A 20,323-nucleotide genomic window follows, 5' to 3' on the forward strand; every position below is an offset into this window, starting at 1 on the left:
CCTCCTTACGACATCTGATCCAACATGCGCAAAATTCTTTCTTTTGCTTTTACCCCTTCTATTTCGGTACCTATACAAGACGGACAGCCGTCATCACAAGGACAATATGTAATCAGCTGTTTCGCGGCTTCATTAATGTCTGAAAAACGTTTAAAGACTTCCTCCGCCAAACCGATACCGCCCGGATAATGATCGTATAAAAATATAGTTGGCAATCCGGTATGGGCAGCTTTAATTTGAGAAACGACATGAACATCATTTCGATCACACATGATATACACAGGGACAATATGCTGAAGCACATTCGTGATGCCGAGAAGCAGCTGTTCCAATGTCTTTTCTGCGATGTCTTCGTCCGCTGTTTTGATTTCGAGCCAAGCTGCACTTGTATGCAGTTCTTCTTCCGGCAAATGAATAGGTCCAGACCCAATATTTTCAAACGTAGTCATTTTTATTTTTTTAAAAATGGTCGGCAGAGCATTGACAGTGACATCTCCGTAGTGCAATGATGTACGGCTTTTTTCTTTCGTTTGATCGATTTCTAACACCTTCAGCTGAACTGCCAGGTTTGCATCTGTATAATATTCGACATCAACTTTTCTGACATAAGCCTTTTTATGGTCCCAATCGAGCTTCTCTACTTGATACTGAACGCCTTCATGCAAATAAATGGCTTCATCATGCAAAAGCGTCATCGCACTAAAACGGTCCATTTCACCGATAATCCTGACATTTGCAATATCCGACTGATCAACTATGACGACATTTTCCTGTGATGCGGAACGCAAACTGATGTTTGAAGCAGGGAACGACTCACTTGCCCAATGATACCGTTCGCCGTTGCGGTGAAGAACGGCCTCTTCCTGAAGATACTCAAGAATATCACTTACATCCATGGGCCCAAATTCTTCATCAGCTCTAAATGGAAGCTCATAAGCAGCACACTTTAAGTGGTCTACTAAAATAATCAAATTCTCCGGATTGATTCTTGCAGATTCCGGCGAACGATTAAAGAAGTATTCAGGATGCCGTACAATATATTGGTCGATCGGCGTCGAATTAGCTACCATGATAATTAAAGATTCACCGTGTCTTCTGCCAGCTCGTCCCGCCTGCTGCCAAGCACTTGCGACACTTCCGGGATAACCTGTCATCACACACACCTGCAGCTGGCCGATATCAACACCAAGCTCTAAGGCATTCGTACTGACCACTCCTAAAATGTCGCCTTCTCTCAGGCCTCTTTCGATTTCTCTTCGCTCTTTAGGCAGATAGCCTCCCCGATAGCCTCTGATGGATTTTGTTCCAATTTCTTTTTTCACGAGCTCGTGGATATGGCTTAAAATAATTTCCACCCGGACCCTGCTTCTGGCAAAAACAATGGTCTGCACTTTGTTTTTAAGAAACTCTTTCGCCAGTTCATTCACTTCTGCAGTTGCGCTCTTTCTAATATTCAGCGGTTTGTTTACAATTGGCGGATTATAAAATACGAAATGCTTGCGTCCGCTCGGGGCACCGTTGTCATCGACCAGCCGCATCGGTTTGCCTGTCAGCTGCTCTCCCAATTCCTTCGGGTTGGCAATCGTTGCAGAAGTGCAAATGAAAACCGGATCACTTCCATAAAACCGGCAGATCCGCTTCAGCCGACGGATCACATTTGCGACATGGCTGCCGAACACCCCCCGATACGTATGAAGCTCATCAATGACGATATACTTAAGGTTTTCAAACAAACTGACCCATTTCGTATGATGCGGAAGAATGGCAGAATGCAGCATATCGGGATTTGTAATGACAATGTGACCTGCTTTTCTCACCTTTTGCCTGATTGCCGGAGACGTATCCCCGTCATATGTAAAGCTTTTAATGTCAATTCCCATTTCATCGATGATTTCATTTAGCTCGCTCTTTTGGTCCTGTGCCAGCGCTTTAGTCGGAAATAAATATAACGCCCGGTTTGTTTCATCTTGGGCGATGGACTGCAGGACTGGGAGGTTGTAGCATAACGTTTTTCCTGACGCGGTTGGCGTAACGGTAACAATGCTTTCTCCTTTTTGCACATATTGAAAAGCGGAATATTGGTGGGTATATAGTTCATCAATGCCCCTTTTCGAAAGGGCAGCTTTGATTCTCTCATCTATACTTTCAGGCATGGGCCTTGTTTTTGCTTCACGAGGCTCAATTTCATGCCAATTCACAACGTTTTCATTTCCTTTCAAATCAGAAATGAGTTCAGTCAGTGATTTCTTTTTCATTCTTTACACCTCTTTGTCAAGTACAGTTTACCGAATATTTGTTTGCATGGCTAGGTGCAAATTTTATACAATCGAATAAAAAAAGCAAGGCATATGCCCTGCTTATTTCGCTTTGATTGTAAGGAGCTTTGATTCGCCTTTACGGGCAGCCTTTTCGCCTGCCGGCACAATTGATCCTACAGCCTCACCATTCATAATAACGATCGGGATGACGGTGCTGCTCGCTTTTTCTTTTATTAATTCCAAATCACATGTAATCAGCGGGTCACCGACCTTCACTTTATCCCCTTCTTTAATGTGGGCAGTAAATCCTTCTCCGTTCATATTGACTGTCTCCAGCCCGACATGAATTAACAGCTCAATTCCCGAGCGAGTCCGAATGCCAACGGCATGTTTGGTGTGGAAAATCTGAATGACTTCACCTTCAACAGGTGAAACGATTTCACCGTTAGAGGGCTCCACCGCTATTCCTTCTCCCATCATTTTCTGTGAAAAAACTGGATCCGGCACATCTGACAGGTCCATTACTGTACCGTCTGCCGGAGAATAAATAACCTCTTCTGTCACTTTTTCTTGAGTTTTGCCCATTCCGAATAATTTTTTCAGCAATGTGTTTTCTCCCTTCTCATTCACTTCAACCGTTATCCCTTCATTCACCACTATTTAACCACACTTTCAATTTTGCTTCAATTTATAACAACATCTGGCATAGACGCATAATCTGGTTAAAAAAAGGCGGTGGCTGAAGTGGAATTCTATGATGACAAAAAGAACGAACTGCAAAAGAAAGAGGAAATCATAACGGAGGCAATAGACACTCTTTTTCAATCCTCAGCATTCGGCAACCTTATAAACGGATTTCAGAACCTGATCAATTCGAGTTTAAAGGATGTGCAGACGACCATACATGTCAGAGAAAGAGATACTGGGCTTTATGTCGATATTACCATTCCGGCGACGTTTCGAGATGGCGAAATCGTCGTTGATGTCAAATCGAGGTATCTCCATGTAACACTCCAAGAAAAACAGAAACACCAATATGAAGCTACCTTTACAAGCATGACAAGAACGGTGCAGCTTCCTTATGAAGTTCGCCAAGAAGATATGGAAACATCTTGGAACGAGCAGACAATGACACTATTCTTTCCAAAAAATAAGCATGAATGAATGATTCATTCATGCTTCTATCATTTAAAAAAGCTGGTAAATCCCTTTATTAAAGATCCGACCTGATTCATTGCACTCATCACTTGGCCTGTCGTATCCATCATTTTATTAAAATCAAATTGCCCATTGGCTTTTTTGAACTGCGACATAATGCTTTGAAATTGCGAAGGCTGCTGTTGATTAGGCCTTGGAATAGGATAAGGGTTGGAAAATACAGGCGGCTGCATAGGCATAGGCTGGATCGGAGCATAGGGCTGATAGTAATCCTGCTGTCCATAATGCTGCTGAGGAAGATGTTGCTCCAAATAACCGGGTGCAGCCTGCTGATAATATCCTTGCATTTGCTGAGGATCATAATAGCCCATTTGCCGAGGATAGCTTCGAGAGCTCCTGTTCATTGCGATTCCCCCTAAACTCAACATATTTCTCTTCTATATATGTATGAATGACTTCTATTGTTTGTGTCACGAGTAAAGGTTAGTGTTTGTCAAATTGTGTCGAAAGTTTAAATTTTTTAAAAACAGAAAAAAGTCGAATCATTATGGTAACATATTTTCAATACAGATGAGAGGGGATGCACCATAATGAACGTATCATACTTAAGCAAACGTTTTGCAGAAATGAAGAAATATGAAACAGACTGTATGAATAAACTGATGGACTTTGCCAAGTTCCTCTATATTCAAGGACATCTCAGCATAACTGAGTTTCGTAACAGTATGAAGGTTCTCGAAGCAAATGGAGCAGAAAGCCCGGCATATGAGATGAATTAACGTCCGGCCCCCTATAACGAATTTAAAAGAAGACAGCCTTTACCGGCTGTCTTCTCTTGCAATTTCATCCTTTACTGCATGCAATGTATAAAGGACTGACTCAGTGATGTCCTTGAATCGTTTTTTATGAATATGATGAACATATGATTGAAGGACCAATTCCAGGAAATTATCTTTTGCGGTCTCAATTTGCTCTTTATGCACATATTTAGGGCGACGGGCTTTTATCAATTCAAGAGCACCCTCCGCCCAGCGAGCCGCCAGCTCATCATTCTCTTCAACTGCAGGCTTTATCGTCTCAAAAAAATCATAAGAATGATTACTGCTTTTTCCTTCCTGATACCGATCAGCGCCTTTTTCAGCAACTTCAATCATTTTCTCGGTCATTTCCAGCAATGTTTGTGATAGCAATACCTTTCACCTCAATGCCTATCGTACCAAATTTCACTCGTAAATTCAGCCGATGCGGTATACCTTCTCAAACGCATACCTGTGTTCAGGCGATTGATACAGCTCATTTATACAAATATGAAGATCTATGATTTCTTCTTCCAGCACACTCAGGCGATCGTTTTCCGCTTCCCGCATCTCAGCCTCTAATGCATTTACAGAATGATTCAGGCTTTGCTCAGCTCGCGTTAATTCATCTTCTATATCAGAAAGCATACGGAGAATATCTGTCTTGCTTACATAACCGGACATTCGTGTACCTCCCTTTCCTCGTCTCTCCGGTTAACATTCTTCGCTCCCCAGGCTCTTTCCTTCTTCATGACAAAACTAGAAGCAAATCGCCAAACAAACAGGTATTCCACGAAAAGCTGAAGTTTTCGACAAAAACACCTGCAAAAATTGTATGATCCTCCTCCTTAATGCAAACGATACTTGTGAGGAGGTGCCGTATGAAAACTAGACCGAAAAAAGCCGGCCAACAAAAAAAGACTGAATCAAAAGCAATCGATTCTTTAGATAAAAAATTAGGCGGCCCGAACCGCCCTTCTACGTAAGAAGCAAGGAATTTCCTTGCTTCTTTATTTTTTCAGCCAATGTTCCACCGCAAAAAGCGCATGAAGCTGGCGCTTTTTATGTAAATACCAGTCTGTCAATTCAATCTGCTTCGGCAATTCCTCGCGCCTAAAGAACGTTTTCTTTATCTTTCCATGAAACCAATCTGTTTTCGTTCCGTCTAATGAGTGGATTACCTCAGGGTAGCATGTCCTTAGCATAGGAGATGTTCTCTTTGTAATCCCGATTATCTTTTCCATATCAAAACGGGAACCTGTGTGCGGCACTGTGTGCAAAAAGTGATAAAAAGCGGAAAACAATTCTGGCTTGAACAGCAATTCAGACAGCTGCTTTCCCAGCCTTATCCTTTCCTCCGCCTTTGAAAAGCGTTTCACTGAAATGCCGTAAAGAAACCCGTCTGAGGAAGGAAAAATAACGGTGTTAAAATGAAACCAGTCACTTAAATAAAAAGGAATCGTGTCAAAAACATTCTTTTTAAACGAAGGATTTTGTATAATAGGTGTTTGGATAGTGTTTTGTTCATTTATAATGAGGGCATACATTAGCCGCTCTGTGTTTCGCTCATGCCAAAAACGGGCCCATTCTTCCGACATAAATTGTGAGACGCCAAACACATGCAGAAGATGAAACAGCGGTTTCCCGACTTTTTTGGACCAGTGGTACAAAAGAAGCTGCGGATAGGCATCCGAAAAAATAAGCCAGTTCGCTCTTTCGTAGGCTAAAAAGAACCATTTTTGCTGTCTCTCACGGAGTCCAAGCTGAAACAGACTGCCTTTTAAGTCAGTCATTGACCAGCCGGCATTACGAGAAACGAAAGAAGCCAAGAGTGACCATTTGATTTCCGGATGACGGTCATAAAATGCTTTATATGCATTTGTTCTTGAAATGTTATCTGCGTTTTTTGTTTTTGTTTGCCGCTCAATCCGGCTCAGAAGCTTTCTGATGGTCTGTTGTTCTTGCACGTTCAATCACTTCCGTTATGAATAGTTTAATAAGGAGGATGAGAAAGTGATTCGGTATCCTAACGGAAAAACATTTCAGCCGAAACATTCGGTTTCATCCCAAAGCAGTCAGAAAAGGGCCCCGTCATACAGTAATCGCGGAATGACCCTCGAAGATGACTTAAACGAAACGAATAAGTATTATCTGACAAACCAAATTGCCGTTATACACAAAAAGCCGACACCTGTTCAAATTGTAAATGTCCATTATCCAAAAAGAAGTGCCGCAGTGATTAAAGAAGCTTATTTTAAACAATCATCGACAACAGACTACAATGGGATTTACAAAGGACGGTATATTGATTTTGAGGCGAAAGAAACGAAAAACAAGACCTCTTTCCCCCTGCAGAATTTCCATGACCATCAAATCGAACATATGAAGCAGGTAAAGGCTCAAGACGGTATTTGTTTTGTTATTATATCCGCTTTCGACCAGGTTTATTTTTTGGAAGCCGATAAGCTGTTTTATTTCTGGGACAGAAAAGAAAAAAACGGCAGAAAATCAATTCGAAAAGATGAGTTGGAAGAAGCGGCTTATCCGATTTCTCTTGGATACGCACCTAGAATTGATTATATTAGTATTATTGAACAGCTTTATTTTTCGCCATCTTCTGGTGCGAAAGGTTGATTAACGAAAGGTTGAGATGTTATGTCAGATCAATTTAACAGCCGTGAAGCTCGACGAAAAGCGAACAGCAAGTCGAGTCCTTCACCAAAAAAAGGAAAGAAACGAAAAAAGGGCGGATTGTTTAAAAAGACCCTTCTCACTTTACTCATTCTGTTTGTTTTAGGCGTTGTCGGCGGTGCCGTTACATTTGCCGTCATGGTTTCAGATGCGCCAAAACTGGATGAAAGTAAATTGAAGACGCCTTATTCATCAACAATATACGATAAAAACGGAAAAGAAATCGCTGAAGTCGGCGCTGAAAAACGGACCTACGTGCCGATAGATCAAATACCCGATGTTGTGAAAGAAGCCTTTATCGCGACAGAAGACGCTCGTTTTTATGAGCACCACGGGATTGACCCTGTCCGTATCGGCGGCGCCTTAGTTGCAAACTTTACAGACGGCTTCGGAGCTGAAGGCGGAAGTACGATCACCCAGCAGGTCGTCAAAAACTCCCTTCTTTCACATCAGAAGACGTTAAAACGGAAGGTGCAGGAAGTATGGCTTTCGATTCAGCTGGAGCGCAATTACTCTAAAGATGAAATTTTAGAAATGTATTTAAACCGGATTTATTTTTCTCCTAGAGCATACGGAATCGGAAAAGCAGCGGAAGAGTTTTTCGGCGTCACAGATTTAAGCAAATTGACTGTCGAACAGGCTGCCACACTGGCAGGCATGCCGCAGAGCCCAACAGCATACAACCCGGTTAAAAACCCGGATAAAGCGGAAAAAAGACGGAACATCGTCCTCAGTCTGATGAAAAAACAAGGATTCATTTCTGATTCTCAATACAACAAAGCGAAAAAAGTTGCGGTGAAAGACGAAGGCATTGTGTCACAGAAGGAATATGAAAAAACAAACTCAAATAAATACAGCGCGTTTGTTGAAGAAGTCATGAAAGAAATTGATGAAAAATCTGATGTCGATCCATCTGCTGACGGATTAAAGATTTATACGACATTAGATACAAAAGCACAAGATAAACTAGATGAATTAATGGACGGAGACACTGTCGGATTTACTGAAGGTATGCAGGGCGGTGTTACGCTTCTCGATACAAAAACCGGAGAAGTCCGAGCGGTTGGTGCCGGTAGAGATTCTACAGTTGGGGGGTATAATTACGCGACGCAATCTCAGCGACAGCCTGGTTCTACCATTAAACCTATTCTCGACTACGGTCCAGTTATTGAAAATAAAAAATGGTCAACTTACGAGCAAATTGATGACTCAGCTTATACGTATTCAGACGGAACAGCCATCCGTGACTTTGACCGTTCCTATAAAGGGGTCATGTCTATGCGTGAAGCCCTTGCCCAATCGCGTAACATCCCGGCTCTAAAAGCATTCCAAGCAGCCGGAAAAGATGCAGCAGTTGATTTTGCTAATGGACTGGGGCTCGGATTAAATAAAGAAAAAGTGTATGAATCATATTCTATCGGAGGATTCGGAGAAGGTAATCCGGGTGTCTCTACTCTAACTATGGCTGGAGCATACAGTGCATTCGGAAATAACGGAACGTATAATGAACCGCATTTTGTAAAGTCTATTGAATTTAACGATGGCACGAAGCTTGATTTAACGCCAAAATCAAAGTCAGCCATGAGCGATTATACTGCGTTTATGATTACAGATATGCTGAAAACAGCTGTTAAGACAGGTACTGGACAGCTCGCTCAAGTACCAGGAGTGGAAGTCGCAGGTAAAACAGGTACAACAAACTTTGACGATGCGACAATGCAAAAATACAATATCGCACAAGGCGGTGTACCAGATTCATGGTTTGTAGGATATACACCTCAATATACCGCTGCTGTTTGGACAGGTGTAGATTCTCAAAATAAGATAGGGAAAAAATCTTTAAATAAAACAGAGCAACAGATTGCAAAGCGCATATTCGCCCAACTCATCGCCGATGTCGATGACGGAAGCGGATCATTTGAGAAGCCTGACAGCGTAGTGGAAGCCACTGTAGAAAAAGGCTCTAATCCGGCAAAACTGGCAGGGCCAAATACGCCAAGCGATAAGAAGCTCACAGAGTACTTTGTTAAAGGCACAGCTCCTTCTACTGTTTCTAAAACATATGAGAAAGAAGAAAAAGAGGAAACAGCTAAACTGTCTGGTTTAAACGTGAAATACGATAAAGACAATCAATCTTTAACGTTAAGCTGGAATTACGACGGAGATGCGACCTTTGCTGTTAAGCAATCTGTTGATGGCGGCAGCTACTCGGAAATTCAAAACAGCTCTGCAAAAGAAGCAGTCATTTCGGATGTGCAGCCAGGATCTGTGTACAAATTCGAAGTAACAGCCGTCAGTGATGATGGCAAAAGCACAGCTTCCACATCCTATGAGGTGCCAAAAGCTGAAGACGATGAAGATAAAAAAGACCAGCAACAAACGGATGATGAAAAACAAGATGATGAGAAGACTCAGGATGATACACAAACTGATGATTCTCAAAAAGATGACGGTCAGACGGATCAAGATCAGACAGATGATTCAACAAACGATCAAGACAAAAAACAAGACAATACAAACACCAATCCGTCCGACAACAGTAACCAAGACCAATCAAACGATAACGACAACAGTAACAACCAGGATACGTCGGATGGTGATTCGAACTCTGGTAAAAATGATTCATCAGGTTCTGACACGAATAAAAATAAAACAGACACATCTAATAAAGCACAAACAAACTCATCATCAACTGAAAAAACAAATTAAACAAAAAAGCCGTCACCCTTCGGGTGATGGCTTTTTTTGTTCATAAAAAAACCTCCCCTTTTAAGAGAAGGTTTTATCGATTCATCGCATGATATTTATAAAAATGCTTTTTCATTTCAGTAAACAGCTCATCCAGCTGAATAAAGCAATGATATTGGGTCGGCTTGAGGAGGATAAATTCCACTCGTTCGGCCCAATTGATCGGCATTACGGGAAATGATTTCTCCGTCAGTTCTGCCCAATCAAGAGATTTCACCCGCTCACCTGCTGTCCAATGAAACGAAGCAAGCAAACACACAATGCCCTTCAGCATGTCATTTTGATCGCATCTCGATTTTCGTGTTTGAAAGACAGGCAGAAGTGATTCTTTAATGTCTTCCCACACATTAAATAAAAGCGGAACATACTTGCCTCTGTCCTCCCATGGCAAAACACCTTGAGATTCCGTGCTGAAATCAAAATACACAGGGTTAACCAGCAAGACATCTTTCATATCCGGGGAGATCACCGGGCCAAGACTGCGCAAGTATTCCTCATAGGAAGCCAACTCTTCTATCGCTTGCGTCATCGTTTCACCAGTCCTTTTTTATCTCTCTTCTGCCCTTCTCTGCATAAAGAAAGCAGCGGACATTCCGCACAGCGCGGAGATTGGGCTTTACAGTGATATCTGCCGAAGAAAATAAGGCGGTGATGCGTAACGGACCAGTCTTCTTTTGGAACCTTGCGCATCAGCGTCTTTTCAACTTCCAGCACTGAGTCCTTCCACCGGCAGATGCCCAACCGTTTGCTGACCCTCTCCACATGGGTATCTACGGCGATGGCCGGCACGCCAAAGGCAACCGATACCACTACATTAGCAGTCTTTCTTCCGACCCCTGGCAGTTTAACAAGCTCATCGCGGTCCCTCGGCACTTCTCCGCCGTACTCTTCAATAATCATTTTACTCAGTTTTTGAATATTTTTCGCTTTATTACGATATAAACCGATTGATTTAATATCTTGCTGAAGCTCTTCCAGCGGGACAGCCAAATAGTCTTCCGGCCGTTTATATTTTTGAAATAATGTTTTGGTCACTCTGTTTACAAGTGCATCTGTACATTGAGCAGATAAAGCGACAGCCACCACTAATTCAAAAGGATTGGAATGAACCAGTTCACACTCCGCATGAGGAAACATGTCACCTATCTTGTCCAAACAGAATTCAATTTGTTTTAGATTTAACACGATTGTCACCTTTTCACTTTATTGTTCAAGCCAATTGTAAAAAGGAACCTGCCTTTTATACTCTTTTTGCGGTTCATTCTGCTTTGCTTGTACCCGCCGGAATTTTTGGCTGTGTATTTTTGCCTGCTCCACAGTTTTCAGCCCGTTTTTCTTCCATTCAAACAAAATCCGGTCAATGTAGCGGAAACTGAGTTTTCCTGACAGTACAGCCTCTTTTAACGCGTGTTTGATCAGTTGTGCGTCATGCTGATCCTGGTCCTGCCAGATCGCCAGCGTTTCACACTCTAAAGGTGATAACGGCCTTGCGAACTCTTCCTCAAAAATGGTATAAAGGCTTTTTTGTTCCCCTTCTGCTTTTCTTTCCTGTGTTTGATTCTGTACAAGCTGAATATACTCGTACAGCTTGCCCCATAAAGGCTGGAGAGAATACTTCTCAAATTTGATGCCGTTTTGATCCTCGCATTCTTCAATAAACAGAAAGCCTTTTTGAATAAACATGCGCAATCTGTTTGTACATTCCTCAACAGAAATTGACATACCTTCCTGCAGCTGATTCGGTGTAGGAAAATATGATCCTTTTTCTAAATGCATTTTAATTTTTAACAGCAGAATAAGTTCTGTTTCATTAAGTCCAAGCTGTTTATAATGCGTGAGCAGAAGATTGGGGATTGTTGATGTTCCATGCTCCTGCATATCAATAAATTGCTGTTTTTTCATCGTCACACCTCTTACTGTAAAGGATTGTGATTTCCCCTTTACTGTAAAAAGTCTCCCTTGCAGGAGACTCTTTTTTGTTTCATTTGAATGTATTACGGATACAGACGGTTTAATAGTCTTGGGAACGGGATCGTTTCACGAACGTGAGGCGCTCCGCTAATCCAAGCTACTGTCCGCTCTAATCCAAGACCGAAGCCTGAATGAGGAACTGATCCATATTTTCTAAGTTCAGCATACCATTTATATGCGTCAGAATCCAGTCCATGTTCTGTAAGACGCGATTCCAAAAGTTCCATATCGTGAATCCGTTCAGATCCGCCAATGATTTCTCCATAGCCTTCCGGTGCAATCAAGTCAGCGCAAAGCACGACGTCCTCACGGTCAGAAGCCGGCTGCATATAGAACGGTTTTAAAGACGTCGGATAGCGAGTGATGAATACCGGTTTGTCATAGTGTTCAGCAATTGCTGTTTCATGAGGCGCTCCGAAATCATCTCCCCACTCGATATCGTCAAAGCCTTTTTCTTTCAGAAATTCAATCGCTTCATCATACGTGATTCTTGGGAAAGGAGCTTTGATTTGCTCAAGTTTTGACGTGTCTCTTCCCAATGTGTTTAATTCAATTTTGCAATTCTTAAGAACGGATTGCACGATGAAAGAAACATAATTTTCCTGTACTTGAAGGTTTTCTTCAAACTCTACAAACGCCATTTCCGGTTCAATCATCCAGAATTCGATTAAGTGGCGTTTTGTTTTAGACTTTTCCGCTCTGAATGTCGGTCCGAAAGAGAATACTTTTCCTAAAGCCATTGCCGCAGCTTCCATGTAAAGCTGGCCGCTTTGAGACAGATACGCATCTTCATCAAAGTACTTTGTCGCAAAGAGCTCTGTTGTTCCTTCAGGTGCACTTCCAGTCAAAATCGGCGGATCCACTTTTACAAAGCCTTCGTTATTAAAGAATTCGTAAGTCGCGCGAATGATTTCATTACGGATTTTCATGATCGCATGCTGGCGCTTTGAACGAAGCCATAAATGTCTGTGATCCATCAAAAATTCCGTACCATGTTCTTTTGGTGTAATTGGATAATCAGTCGCTTCGTGAATGACTTCAATATCTGTCACAGCTAGTTCATATCCAAGCGGGGAACGCTCGTCCTCTTTGACAATCCCTTTTATATAGAGTGACGTTTCTTGAGTCACTGATTTAGCTGTTTGGAAAATGCTTTCTTCCACTTCCGCTTTTACTACGACACCTTGAATAAAACCAGTACCGTCCCGAAGCTGTAAAAATGCAATTTTCCCGCTTGAACGCTTATTAGCGACCCAAGCTCCGATCGTTACTTCCTCACCTACGTGCTTGTACACTTGGTTGATTGTTGTTTTCAACATATTTCCCTCCAAAACAAGAAAGACATTCGGAAGCTCATTGCCCCGCGAACTCTTTTATCATCACTTTATTATACCCGCTCTTAACTAACCGGGTCAATGCAGATAAAAAGCGGCTTTCTGTCAGCCGCTTTTTTCACTATTAGCTATGTTTTTCGACAAAACGTTTGATTCTTTCAATCGCTTTTTCAAGAAGATCTAGCGAGGTGGCATAAGAAAGACGGACATTTTCAGGAGAACCGAATCCGGATCCAGGAACAATCGCAACTTTTTCCTCCTCGAGAAGCGCTTTAACAAATTCATCTACATCTTTGAAACCGCAAGATTGAGCCGCTTCTTTTGCATTCGGGAACAAGTAAAAAGCACCCTCCGGCTTCACACAGCTGAACCCAGGGATTTCTACGAGCTTTGCATAGATCGTGTTTAATCTATGTTCAAAGGCTTCTCTCATTTCTTCCAATGGCTCAGAAGGTCCGTTATAAGCAGCAATCGCCCCGTACTGTGCGATTGATGTCGGATTTGACGTGCTGTGGCTAGCAAGGTTCGTCATCGCTTTTATAATGTCTTCAGCTCCAGCCGCATAGCCAATTCGCCAGCCCGTCATGCTGTGTGACTTCGATACGCCGTTTATAATGACCGTTTGCTCTTTCAGTCTGTCAGACAGCTGTGCAATGGAAACATGTTTCTTTCCGCCGTATGTAAGTTTTTCATAAATTTCGTCAGACACAATTAGGATGTCATGTTCAAGGCATACTTCACCAAGCGCAGACAGTTCTTCTTCCGTATACATGACTCCAGTCGGATTGCTTGGAGAGTTAATAACGATTGCTTTTGTTTTTTCCGTAATCGCATTTTTTAGCTGCTCAGGCGAAATTTTGAAGTGATTTTCTTCAAGTCCTTGTACATAAACAGGCTTTCCGCCAGCGAGTTTCACCTGCTCCGGATAGCTTACCCAGTAAGGCGTCGGAATAATGACTTCATCTTCTTCATCCAAAATCACTTGGAAAAGGGTGTACAGAGCATGTTTGGCACCAGTGCAGACAATAATTTGAGACGGTTTGTATTCAATATTCTGGTCGCGTTTAAATTTCTCTGCAATGCTGTTTTTCAGTTCAGCCAAGCCACCTGAAGGCGTATATTTCGTATGGCCTTCGTTCATCGAACGCACAGCGGCATCAATAATGTGCTGCGGTGTATTGAAGTCCGGCTCGCCTGCGCCTAAACCGATGACATCATGGCCCGCGGCTTTCAGTTCTTTCGCTTTCGCTGTGATTGCCAGTGTAGTTGATGGTGTTAATGCGGATACTCTTTTTGCCAGTTTCAACTTGAACTCCCCCTAATTCGTCTTAAGGCGTGATATTTTTGAGAATCTTTCCAGTTGTAAAGTCCACATAACTTAAACTGTATTGACCTTCTTTGTCTAAGTACGTCACTTCCCATAGCAGAACGTTACCTTCTCTTGCCAGATGAACCTCTTTTTGTTTTGAAACCAGCCCTTCATCCTGTATGATTTTCGCCGCTTTGTCTTCCGAGATTCCCTCTTTTGCTTCTTTTGAGAGAATTTTTGCTTTTTTATTAGCAGGAACCCAGACATATAAGGCAGTGCCTTTTTTATCCGTACCCTTGACAACATAATATTTTTCTTTTCCGACAAATGTTTCGACTTGATCAACATTGGCGAGATCGGTTTCTTTTTTAGCTTCAGCAGCTGCTGCTTCGTGCCCCTCTTCCTTTTGTGCCATGGCTGATTTATAAATGCTTGCCGAGACAAGAAGTACTGCTAAAAAAATAATACCAAAAATGACGGTAAATATTAATGCTTTTTTTCTCATCTTCTCACCTACGTACGATAAATGGTAAAAACGGCTTGGTTTTTGTTTTCTTCATCAAGTGCAAGACCGAACATCAGATTGTCTCTTTTCAGTGTCCGATTCAGTGTGTCCACAATTTTATACAGATCATCAGAATGCTCTACATTAATTGTTGAAAGAATCTCGATTTTACTTTCCATTTTTTCATCCTCCAGTTTGAACAAATATTGTTAGTCATACTCCATTTCAGGACACGCCATACTAGTATCACAGAGCGGGAATAACCGCTTTTAAATAAAACACCATCCTACTCCCACACCGCAAAAGCCGCTTTATGCGGCTTTTATTTATTTTTCCCTGCAACATAAGCTTCAAGCTCGCTGTCAGTCATTTCGAATACTGAGGTTGTCGGCAAGGCATCAAGAAACAGCCGGCCGTATCCAGCGGTTTTAATCCGTCTGTCCAATATCATAATCGTTCCTTTGTCTCCCGCAGTACGCAGCAAGCGTCCGACTCCTTGCCTGAAGGTCAGTACAGCCTCCGGTAATGACACTGTTTGAAACGGATTCTTTCCTTTTTTGCGGGCAAGCTCACATTTTGCAGCATGAAGCGGGTGATCTGGGGATCGGAATGGGAGCCTCACGATCATTACTGTTGTCAGCTCATCACCAGGGAAATCAACGCCTTCCCAAAAATGATTTGTTCCAAGCAGGATCGCCTGATTGGATGTTTTAAAAGTTTTCATCAGTTTGCCGGGACTTCCGCCTGTAATCCCTTGTGCCAAGAGCTGAATGCCGGAAGCACTCATGATATGCTTAAGCTCCTGGTGGACCTTTTTCAGCATCTCATGGGATGTAAACAGCACAAGGATTTTGGGCTGTTTTTCCTTTGCCATCAGTTCGATATAACGAGCCGTATCCTGGATAAATTCAGTTTGTCCTGTATCCTGAATTGACTTCATTTCCTTTGGAATCATCACCTGCATGCGCTCATCATAAGAAAAGGGCGACTCAATTCTCATTGTCCGCGGGAAAAAGTCACTCAGTCCCAGTCGTTCAATCATAAATTGAAAAGAGCCTTCGACTGTAAGGGTTGCAGACGTTAGCACCACACTATTTTTGCGCGCGAAAAACTGATCAGCCAGAAGTTCCCCAGGTTCAAGGGGCTGTGCGTAAATGGCCACTGCATTTTTCGCACCTTTAGCATCTATTTCAATCCAAACCGCTTCATCGTCATCGCACCCAAAGAACAGCTTCTGCAACGTCTGACAGTAATGCTGCAAACCTTTCATGCTTCTTTGGTATTCATCGGCCAAAAAGACAGTTTTGCTCTTCATACCCTTCAGATGTTTTTCTATCAGGGACGACTGTGCCTCAAAAAGCTGCTGCAGGTGTGTCAGCATGGAACAAAGCCTCTCCGCACCATCCGTTAAGATCGACCAGCTTTTATCCTGGCTTTCTTTGTTCACCTTAAAAACTAGACGGTTTAAGTCCTCTTTAGGTTTTCTTCGTTTGACAAAAGAATGAACAGAGCTGAAGAAAGCATCACTTTCTGCTTGAATGTGCTGAAGCCACTCTTCCAATTCGAAAAATGAATCAACCGGCAGGCTGTTTCGCTGGAATAGCTGTCTCATTTTTTTTAGAAGTCCCTGCTCCTTCAGAGTGCCGATCCTGCTCAATTTCGTATGCAATTCTATGTACGTGGCTCTTTTTCCTAAATGTTCACTTGCCGCTCGTTCAAAGTGATGTGCTTCATCAATAATAAATGTGCCGCTTTCGGGGAGCCTTTTTTTCTGGCTGCCTTCATCGGTCAGCAAAAGGGAATGATTGGTGATCACCAAATCGGAACGTATAGCGATCTGTTTGGCCCGCTCGTAAAAGCCGGTCACATGCTCATTGCGGCTTCTTTTATAGGAGTCATCGTCATACGCCAATCTGTCCCACAGCAACTTTCCGCCTGAAGGCAAATTCAGTTCCGCTACATCCCCTGTATTTGTCTCTGTCAGCCAAACGAGAAGCTGTGCCTTTGTCAGTACCGCATCATAATTATCATCTTCTTCATGAAGCACCTGCTCGAATTTATACAGGCATAAATAATGCGATTGTCCTTTTAAAATCGCCGCTGTTACCGGAAATGGAAACAGTTCTTGGACAATCGGCAAATCCTTTGTTAGAATCTGCTGCTGTAAAAGCGTCGAATACGTGCTGATAATGACCGGCTTTTTTGATTTCTTGGCAAAAAGCGCAGCCGGAATAAGATAGCCAATCGTTTTTCCGATTCCCGGAGGAGCTTCAATCAGCGCATGCTCACGATTGGCAAACGCTTCAGCCACCTCTTTCATCATCATCATTTGGCCGTCTCTTTTTTCATACCCGGGCATTAACTCTGACAGCGCTTTTTCATTTTCCGCTTCCCATCGTTCGATCTCAAATGAAAAGTTCCCGTCCTCATTCACACGAACATCGATCGATTCAGGTTCTCTGACAGAAAAGGAAGAAAAGCGTGTATAGCCCGGTATCTCGGTTTGTCTGTTTTCATTAATGAACATATCCAACAAATGCGTCAGATCACTGATGAAATGCTGCGAAAGCCTTCTTAACTGCTTTAATGTCGGATAAGGAAGCTGCCGCAGCTTTTCAAGGATTTCCAAAAAAATAAGCCCTGTCACTTCAGCATCGCTGTCAGCCCGGTGCGGCTGATCATGCCGCAGCTGAAGCTCCTCGCTTAATTCCGTCAGCTTATACCCTTCAAATCCCGGAAAAACAATCCGTGAAAGTTCGACAGTATCCAGCACTTCACAATCTGGGAGCTGAAAACCCGCCTTATGAAGCTCATACTTGACAAATCCAAGGTCAAAATGAATATTGTGAGCGACAAAATAAGCGCCCTCAAGCAATTGGAAGACTTCTTCAGCGACTGCTTCAAATGGCTGTTCATTCTCTACCATTTGACTAGAGATTCCAGTAAGCTGCTCAATAAAAGCAGGGATTGGTTTATTTGGATTAATGTATTTTGAAAACCGCTCAGTAATTTGTCCATTTTCAATTACAACCGCTGCGATTTGTATGATTTTATCGCCTTTCTTCGGCGAATTCCCTGTTGTCTCTACGTCTATTACAACGAACCGTTGCTTATTCATTAAAATGGACACCTCAATTCTTGCATACGACAAAAGTGTAACACGTTTTGTACGGAAATGGAGCGGCAAAACCGTTTTACTCTCAAAATCTTAAAAGAAAACCCCCGATAAAGGGGGCTTTTCTTCTACAAAATTGTACGGGCTGGTTCGTTCCCCAGCATTTGTTCAATTTTGTTTTGATCATTGAGAACAGCCACTTTTGGCTCGTGGCTTTCCGCTTCTTGATCAGACATCATTTTGTAGGAAATAATAATAACCTTATCTCCTTCCTGCACAAGGCGTGCGGCTGCACCGTTTAAGCATATGACGCCGCTTCCCCGTTTACCAGGAATAATATACGTTTCAAGACGTGCTCCATTATTATTATTCACAATTTGCACTTTTTCATTAGGAAGCATTCCCACCGCATCAATGAGATCTTCATCAATTGTAATGCTTCCCACATAGTTCAGGTTTGCTTCCGTAACAGTTGCCCTGTGAAGCTTGCCGCTCATCATTGTTCGATACATATTATATTCTCTCCATTTCTCGAATATCAATAATGATATTATCTATTAAACGCGCTTTTGAAAAAGCAACTGCAACAGCGAGAATCATCTTTCCGGCAATTTCATTCACAGGTTCGAGTTCCGGATAGGAATAAAGCTCTATATAATCTATCGCTCCGCTTGTCGTTTCAATGATTTCTTTTGCAGCTTTTATCACCGCTTCCGGGTCTCTTTCACCGGCTTGGATCAGCTCCGCACTGGTTTGCAGGGCCCGATACAGCTTAGGCGCTTCCTTTCTTTCCTCAGCTGTTAAGTATACATTGCGGGAGCTTTTGGCTAAGCCGTCTTCCTCTCTCACCGTATCGACAGCAACCAATTCAATATCCATGAAAAAGTCGCTGATTAAGCCATCAACAACAGCTACCTGCTGCGCATCCTTTAAACCGAAATAGGCACGGGTCGGCTGAACAAGATTGAACAGCTTCGTCAGTACGATCGCAACACCGTCAAAATGTCCCTCTCTTGAGCGCCCGCATAACACGTCTGTGCGTCTTTCTACATGAATCGTGACATTCTTTTCACCGGGATACATATCATGAGCATCCGGCGTAAAAAGAATATCGACTCCCGCGTTTTCCGCAAGAGCTGCATCCCGCTCAATATCGCGTGGATATGCTTCAAAATCTTCATTAGGGCCGAATTGTGCAGGATTGACAAAAATACTCATAATAACAGTGTCGTTTTCTTGTCTAGCTTTGTCTGCTAAGGTTAAATGCCCCTCATGCAGAAACCCCATCGTCGGAACAAATCCGATTGACCTGCCCTCTGATTGGTATTGTTTTATCGCTTCTTTCAGCTGTGAAATATCAGTAATCTGTCTCATCTTATTTTCCCCCGTACAAGCCGTTCAGAACTGTCTGGTTCATTTGAAAGGAATGCTTTTGTTCAGGGAAAGCACGATGTCGTACATCCTGAACATATCCGCTGATTGCTGTTTCGATGGTTTCGTCAATGCGCGTATATTGCTTTACGAATTTAGGTGTTCTCTCAACACCGTGGCCGATTATATCATGATAAACGAGAACTTGTCCGTCCGCTTTCACACCAGCCCCGATTCCGATGACCGGGATGCTTAGCGTCTCGGCAATTTTGGCTGTTAGTTCCGCCGGTACACATTCCAGCACAAGCATCATAGCTCCTGCCTCTTCGCATTTTATACTGTCTTCTATTAATTTTTTGGCGCTTTGTTCATCTTTGCCCTGTACTTTATATCCACCCAATACGCCGACTGACTGCGGAGTTAAACCTAAGTGACTGACTACTGGAATGCCTCCAAGCGTCAATGCGCGAATGGATTCAAATACGCCTTCTCCACCTTCAAGCTTTAGTGCGTCTGCTCCGCTTTCCTGAACGATAGCCGCTGCATTTTTCAGCGTATCTTCCTTGGAAAGATGATAAGACATAAAAGGCATATCTGTCACAATAAAGGTATTCGGCGCTCCCCTTTTAACGGCTTTTGTATGATGAATCATGTCCGCTACTGTCACACCGACAGTTGAATCAAGGCCGAGAACGACCATTCCGAGTGAATCACCGACTAAAATCATGTCAACTCCCGCTTGTTCAGCAAGCTTAGCTGCCGGATAATCATAAGCGGTCAGCATGACGATCGGTTCTTCAGACTCCTTCATTTTTAGAAAATCCAGTTTTGTTTTCATGTTTTCTCCTCCTCATGTTTAGAGGAGATGAGCTGCCGTTTTCTTCTGCAAGCCAAAAAACCTTCCGTTACAACGAGAAGGATCCTTCACTTTCTAAAGTTCGGCGAGTTTCATCCCTCTGTCCCAGTCCTTTTTTGGATCAAGGCAGACTGCTGCAATGTCTATCTATTTTAATAATAGGTGCAGTTCGCAGGCGATACTGCCCAATGGAAGTATACCAAAATCAAC

At 42.7% G+C, this 20,323-nt stretch carries 22 protein-coding genes; 5 read left to right on the forward strand and 17 right to left on the reverse strand.

Features of this window, described 5'->3' with window-relative positions; all coding sequences use genetic code 11:
• Window positions 1–5: 5 nt before the first annotated feature.
• Window positions 6–2,255, reverse strand: a complete 2,250-nt coding sequence (gene mrfA / locus MY9_RS11145) for an ATP-dependent helicase MrfA (RefSeq protein ID WP_014664367.1) — start codon at window positions 2,253–2,255, stop codon at window positions 6–8.
• A 102-nt stretch (window positions 2,256–2,357) separates the two neighbouring features.
• On the reverse strand, window positions 2,358–2,864 hold the full coding sequence (locus MY9_RS11150) for a PTS sugar transporter subunit IIA (RefSeq protein WP_041521517.1): 507 nt from the start codon (window positions 2,862–2,864) through the stop codon (window positions 2,358–2,360).
• Window positions 2,865–3,002: 138 nt separating this feature from the next.
• Between MY9_RS11150 and MY9_RS11155 the strand changes: the two genes are divergently transcribed.
• The gene (locus MY9_RS11155; protein ID WP_014664369.1) at window positions 3,003–3,422 is read left to right on the forward strand and encodes an Hsp20/alpha crystallin family protein; all 420 of its coding nucleotides are present in this window, start codon (window positions 3,003–3,005) and stop codon (window positions 3,420–3,422) included.
• 20 nt (window positions 3,423–3,442) lie between these two features.
• Here MY9_RS11155 and MY9_RS11160 read toward each other — a convergent pair whose 3' ends face one another.
• The gene (locus MY9_RS11160) at window positions 3,443–3,820 is read right to left on the reverse strand and encodes a YppG family protein (RefSeq protein WP_014664370.1); all 378 of its coding nucleotides are present in this window, start codon (window positions 3,818–3,820) and stop codon (window positions 3,443–3,445) included.
• A gap of 186 nt (window positions 3,821–4,006) precedes the next feature.
• On the opposite strand from MY9_RS11160, the gene MY9_RS11165 reads away from it, so the two are divergent.
• A complete protein-coding gene (locus MY9_RS11165; RefSeq protein WP_003230690.1) occupies window positions 4,007–4,195 on the forward strand; it encodes a YppF family protein in 189 nt (62 codons plus the stop codon).
• Between the two features lie 39 nt (window positions 4,196–4,234).
• Here MY9_RS11165 and MY9_RS11170 read toward each other — a convergent pair whose 3' ends face one another.
• Complete coding sequence (locus MY9_RS11170) at window positions 4,235–4,606, reverse strand: YppE family protein (protein ID WP_014664371.1); 372 nt, start codon at window positions 4,604–4,606, stop codon at window positions 4,235–4,237.
• A gap of 45 nt (window positions 4,607–4,651) precedes the next feature.
• On the reverse strand, window positions 4,652–4,897 hold the full coding sequence (locus MY9_RS11175) for a DUF5446 family protein (RefSeq protein ID WP_014664372.1): 246 nt from the start codon (window positions 4,895–4,897) through the stop codon (window positions 4,652–4,654).
• Window positions 4,898–5,094: 197 nt separating this feature from the next.
• On the opposite strand from MY9_RS11175, the gene sspM reads away from it, so the two are divergent.
• On the forward strand, window positions 5,095–5,199 hold the full coding sequence (gene sspM / locus MY9_RS11180) for an acid-soluble spore protein SspM (protein WP_003225606.1): 105 nt from the start codon (window positions 5,095–5,097) through the stop codon (window positions 5,197–5,199).
• 24 nt (window positions 5,200–5,223) lie between these two features.
• On the opposite strand, the gene MY9_RS11185 is transcribed toward sspM, so the two are convergent.
• A complete protein-coding gene (locus MY9_RS11185; protein ID WP_040082801.1) occupies window positions 5,224–6,186 on the reverse strand; it encodes a DUF2515 domain-containing protein in 963 nt (320 codons plus the stop codon).
• Window positions 6,187–6,226: 40 nt separating this feature from the next.
• Here MY9_RS11185 and recU point away from each other — a divergent pair, with 40 nt between their 5' ends.
• Both recU and MY9_RS11195 read left to right on the forward strand, forming a co-directional pair.
• Window positions 6,227–6,847: a Holliday junction resolvase RecU gene (gene recU / locus MY9_RS11190; protein WP_014664374.1), complete on the forward strand. Its 621-nt coding sequence runs from the start codon at window positions 6,227–6,229 to the stop codon at window positions 6,845–6,847.
• A gap of 21 nt (window positions 6,848–6,868) precedes the next feature.
• On the forward strand, window positions 6,869–9,613 hold the full coding sequence (locus tag MY9_RS11195) for a PBP1A family penicillin-binding protein (protein ID WP_014664375.1): 2,745 nt from the start codon (window positions 6,869–6,871) through the stop codon (window positions 9,611–9,613).
• Window positions 9,614–9,686: 73 nt separating this feature from the next.
• On the opposite strand, the gene MY9_RS11200 is transcribed toward MY9_RS11195, so the two are convergent.
• From MY9_RS11200 to panB, 11 genes are all read right to left on the reverse strand, one after another.
• Window positions 9,687–10,181, reverse strand: a complete 495-nt coding sequence (locus tag MY9_RS11200) for a YpoC family protein (RefSeq protein ID WP_014664376.1) — start codon at window positions 10,179–10,181, stop codon at window positions 9,687–9,689.
• A complete protein-coding gene (gene nth, locus MY9_RS11205) occupies window positions 10,178–10,837 on the reverse strand; it encodes an endonuclease III (protein ID WP_014664377.1) in 660 nt (219 codons plus the stop codon). The genes MY9_RS11200 and nth overlap by 4 nt, the downstream gene beginning before the upstream one ends.
• An 18-nt stretch (window positions 10,838–10,855) precedes the next feature.
• Complete coding sequence (gene dnaD, locus MY9_RS11210; RefSeq protein ID WP_014664378.1) at window positions 10,856–11,554, reverse strand: DNA replication protein DnaD; 699 nt, start codon at window positions 11,552–11,554, stop codon at window positions 10,856–10,858.
• 92 nt (window positions 11,555–11,646) lie between these two features.
• Window positions 11,647–12,939, reverse strand: coding sequence for an asparagine--tRNA ligase (gene asnS / locus MY9_RS11215; RefSeq protein WP_040083776.1), 1,293 nt, complete (start codon window positions 12,937–12,939; stop codon window positions 11,647–11,649).
• Window positions 12,940–13,081: 142 nt separating this feature from the next.
• A complete protein-coding gene (gene aspB, locus MY9_RS11220) occupies window positions 13,082–14,263 on the reverse strand; it encodes an aspartate transaminase AspB (protein WP_014664380.1) in 1,182 nt (393 codons plus the stop codon).
• 22 nt (window positions 14,264–14,285) lie between these two features.
• Window positions 14,286–14,771 (reverse strand): cell wall elongation/penicillin-binding protein regulator TseB, encoded by a 486-nt coding sequence (gene tseB / locus MY9_RS11225; protein WP_014664381.1) that lies wholly within the window; start codon window positions 14,769–14,771, stop codon window positions 14,286–14,288.
• Window positions 14,772–14,779: 8 nt separating this feature from the next.
• A complete protein-coding gene (locus MY9_RS11230) occupies window positions 14,780–14,950 on the reverse strand; it encodes a YpmA family protein (protein ID WP_003225588.1) in 171 nt (56 codons plus the stop codon).
• A 143-nt stretch (window positions 14,951–15,093) separates the two neighbouring features.
• On the reverse strand, window positions 15,094–17,889 hold the full coding sequence (dinG, locus tag MY9_RS11235) for an ATP-dependent DNA helicase DinG (RefSeq protein WP_014664382.1): 2,796 nt from the start codon (window positions 17,887–17,889) through the stop codon (window positions 15,094–15,096).
• Between the two features lie 125 nt (window positions 17,890–18,014).
• Window positions 18,015–18,398, reverse strand: a complete 384-nt coding sequence (gene panD, locus MY9_RS11240) for an aspartate 1-decarboxylase (protein ID WP_014664383.1) — start codon at window positions 18,396–18,398, stop codon at window positions 18,015–18,017.
• Between the two features lies 1 nt (window position 18,399).
• Entirely contained in the window at window positions 18,400–19,260 is an 861-nt protein-coding gene (gene panC, locus MY9_RS11245) for a pantoate--beta-alanine ligase (RefSeq protein ID WP_014664384.1), read from the reverse strand.
• A 1-nt stretch (window position 19,261) separates the two neighbouring features.
• A complete protein-coding gene (gene panB, locus MY9_RS11250; protein ID WP_014664385.1) occupies window positions 19,262–20,095 on the reverse strand; it encodes a 3-methyl-2-oxobutanoate hydroxymethyltransferase in 834 nt (277 codons plus the stop codon).
• Between the last annotated feature and the right edge of the window lie 228 nt (window positions 20,096–20,323).

Origin of the sequence: Bacillus sp. JS, from assembly GCF_000259365.1 — a bacterium.
Lineage (GTDB): Bacteria > Bacillota > Bacilli > Bacillales > Bacillaceae > Bacillus > Bacillus stercoris.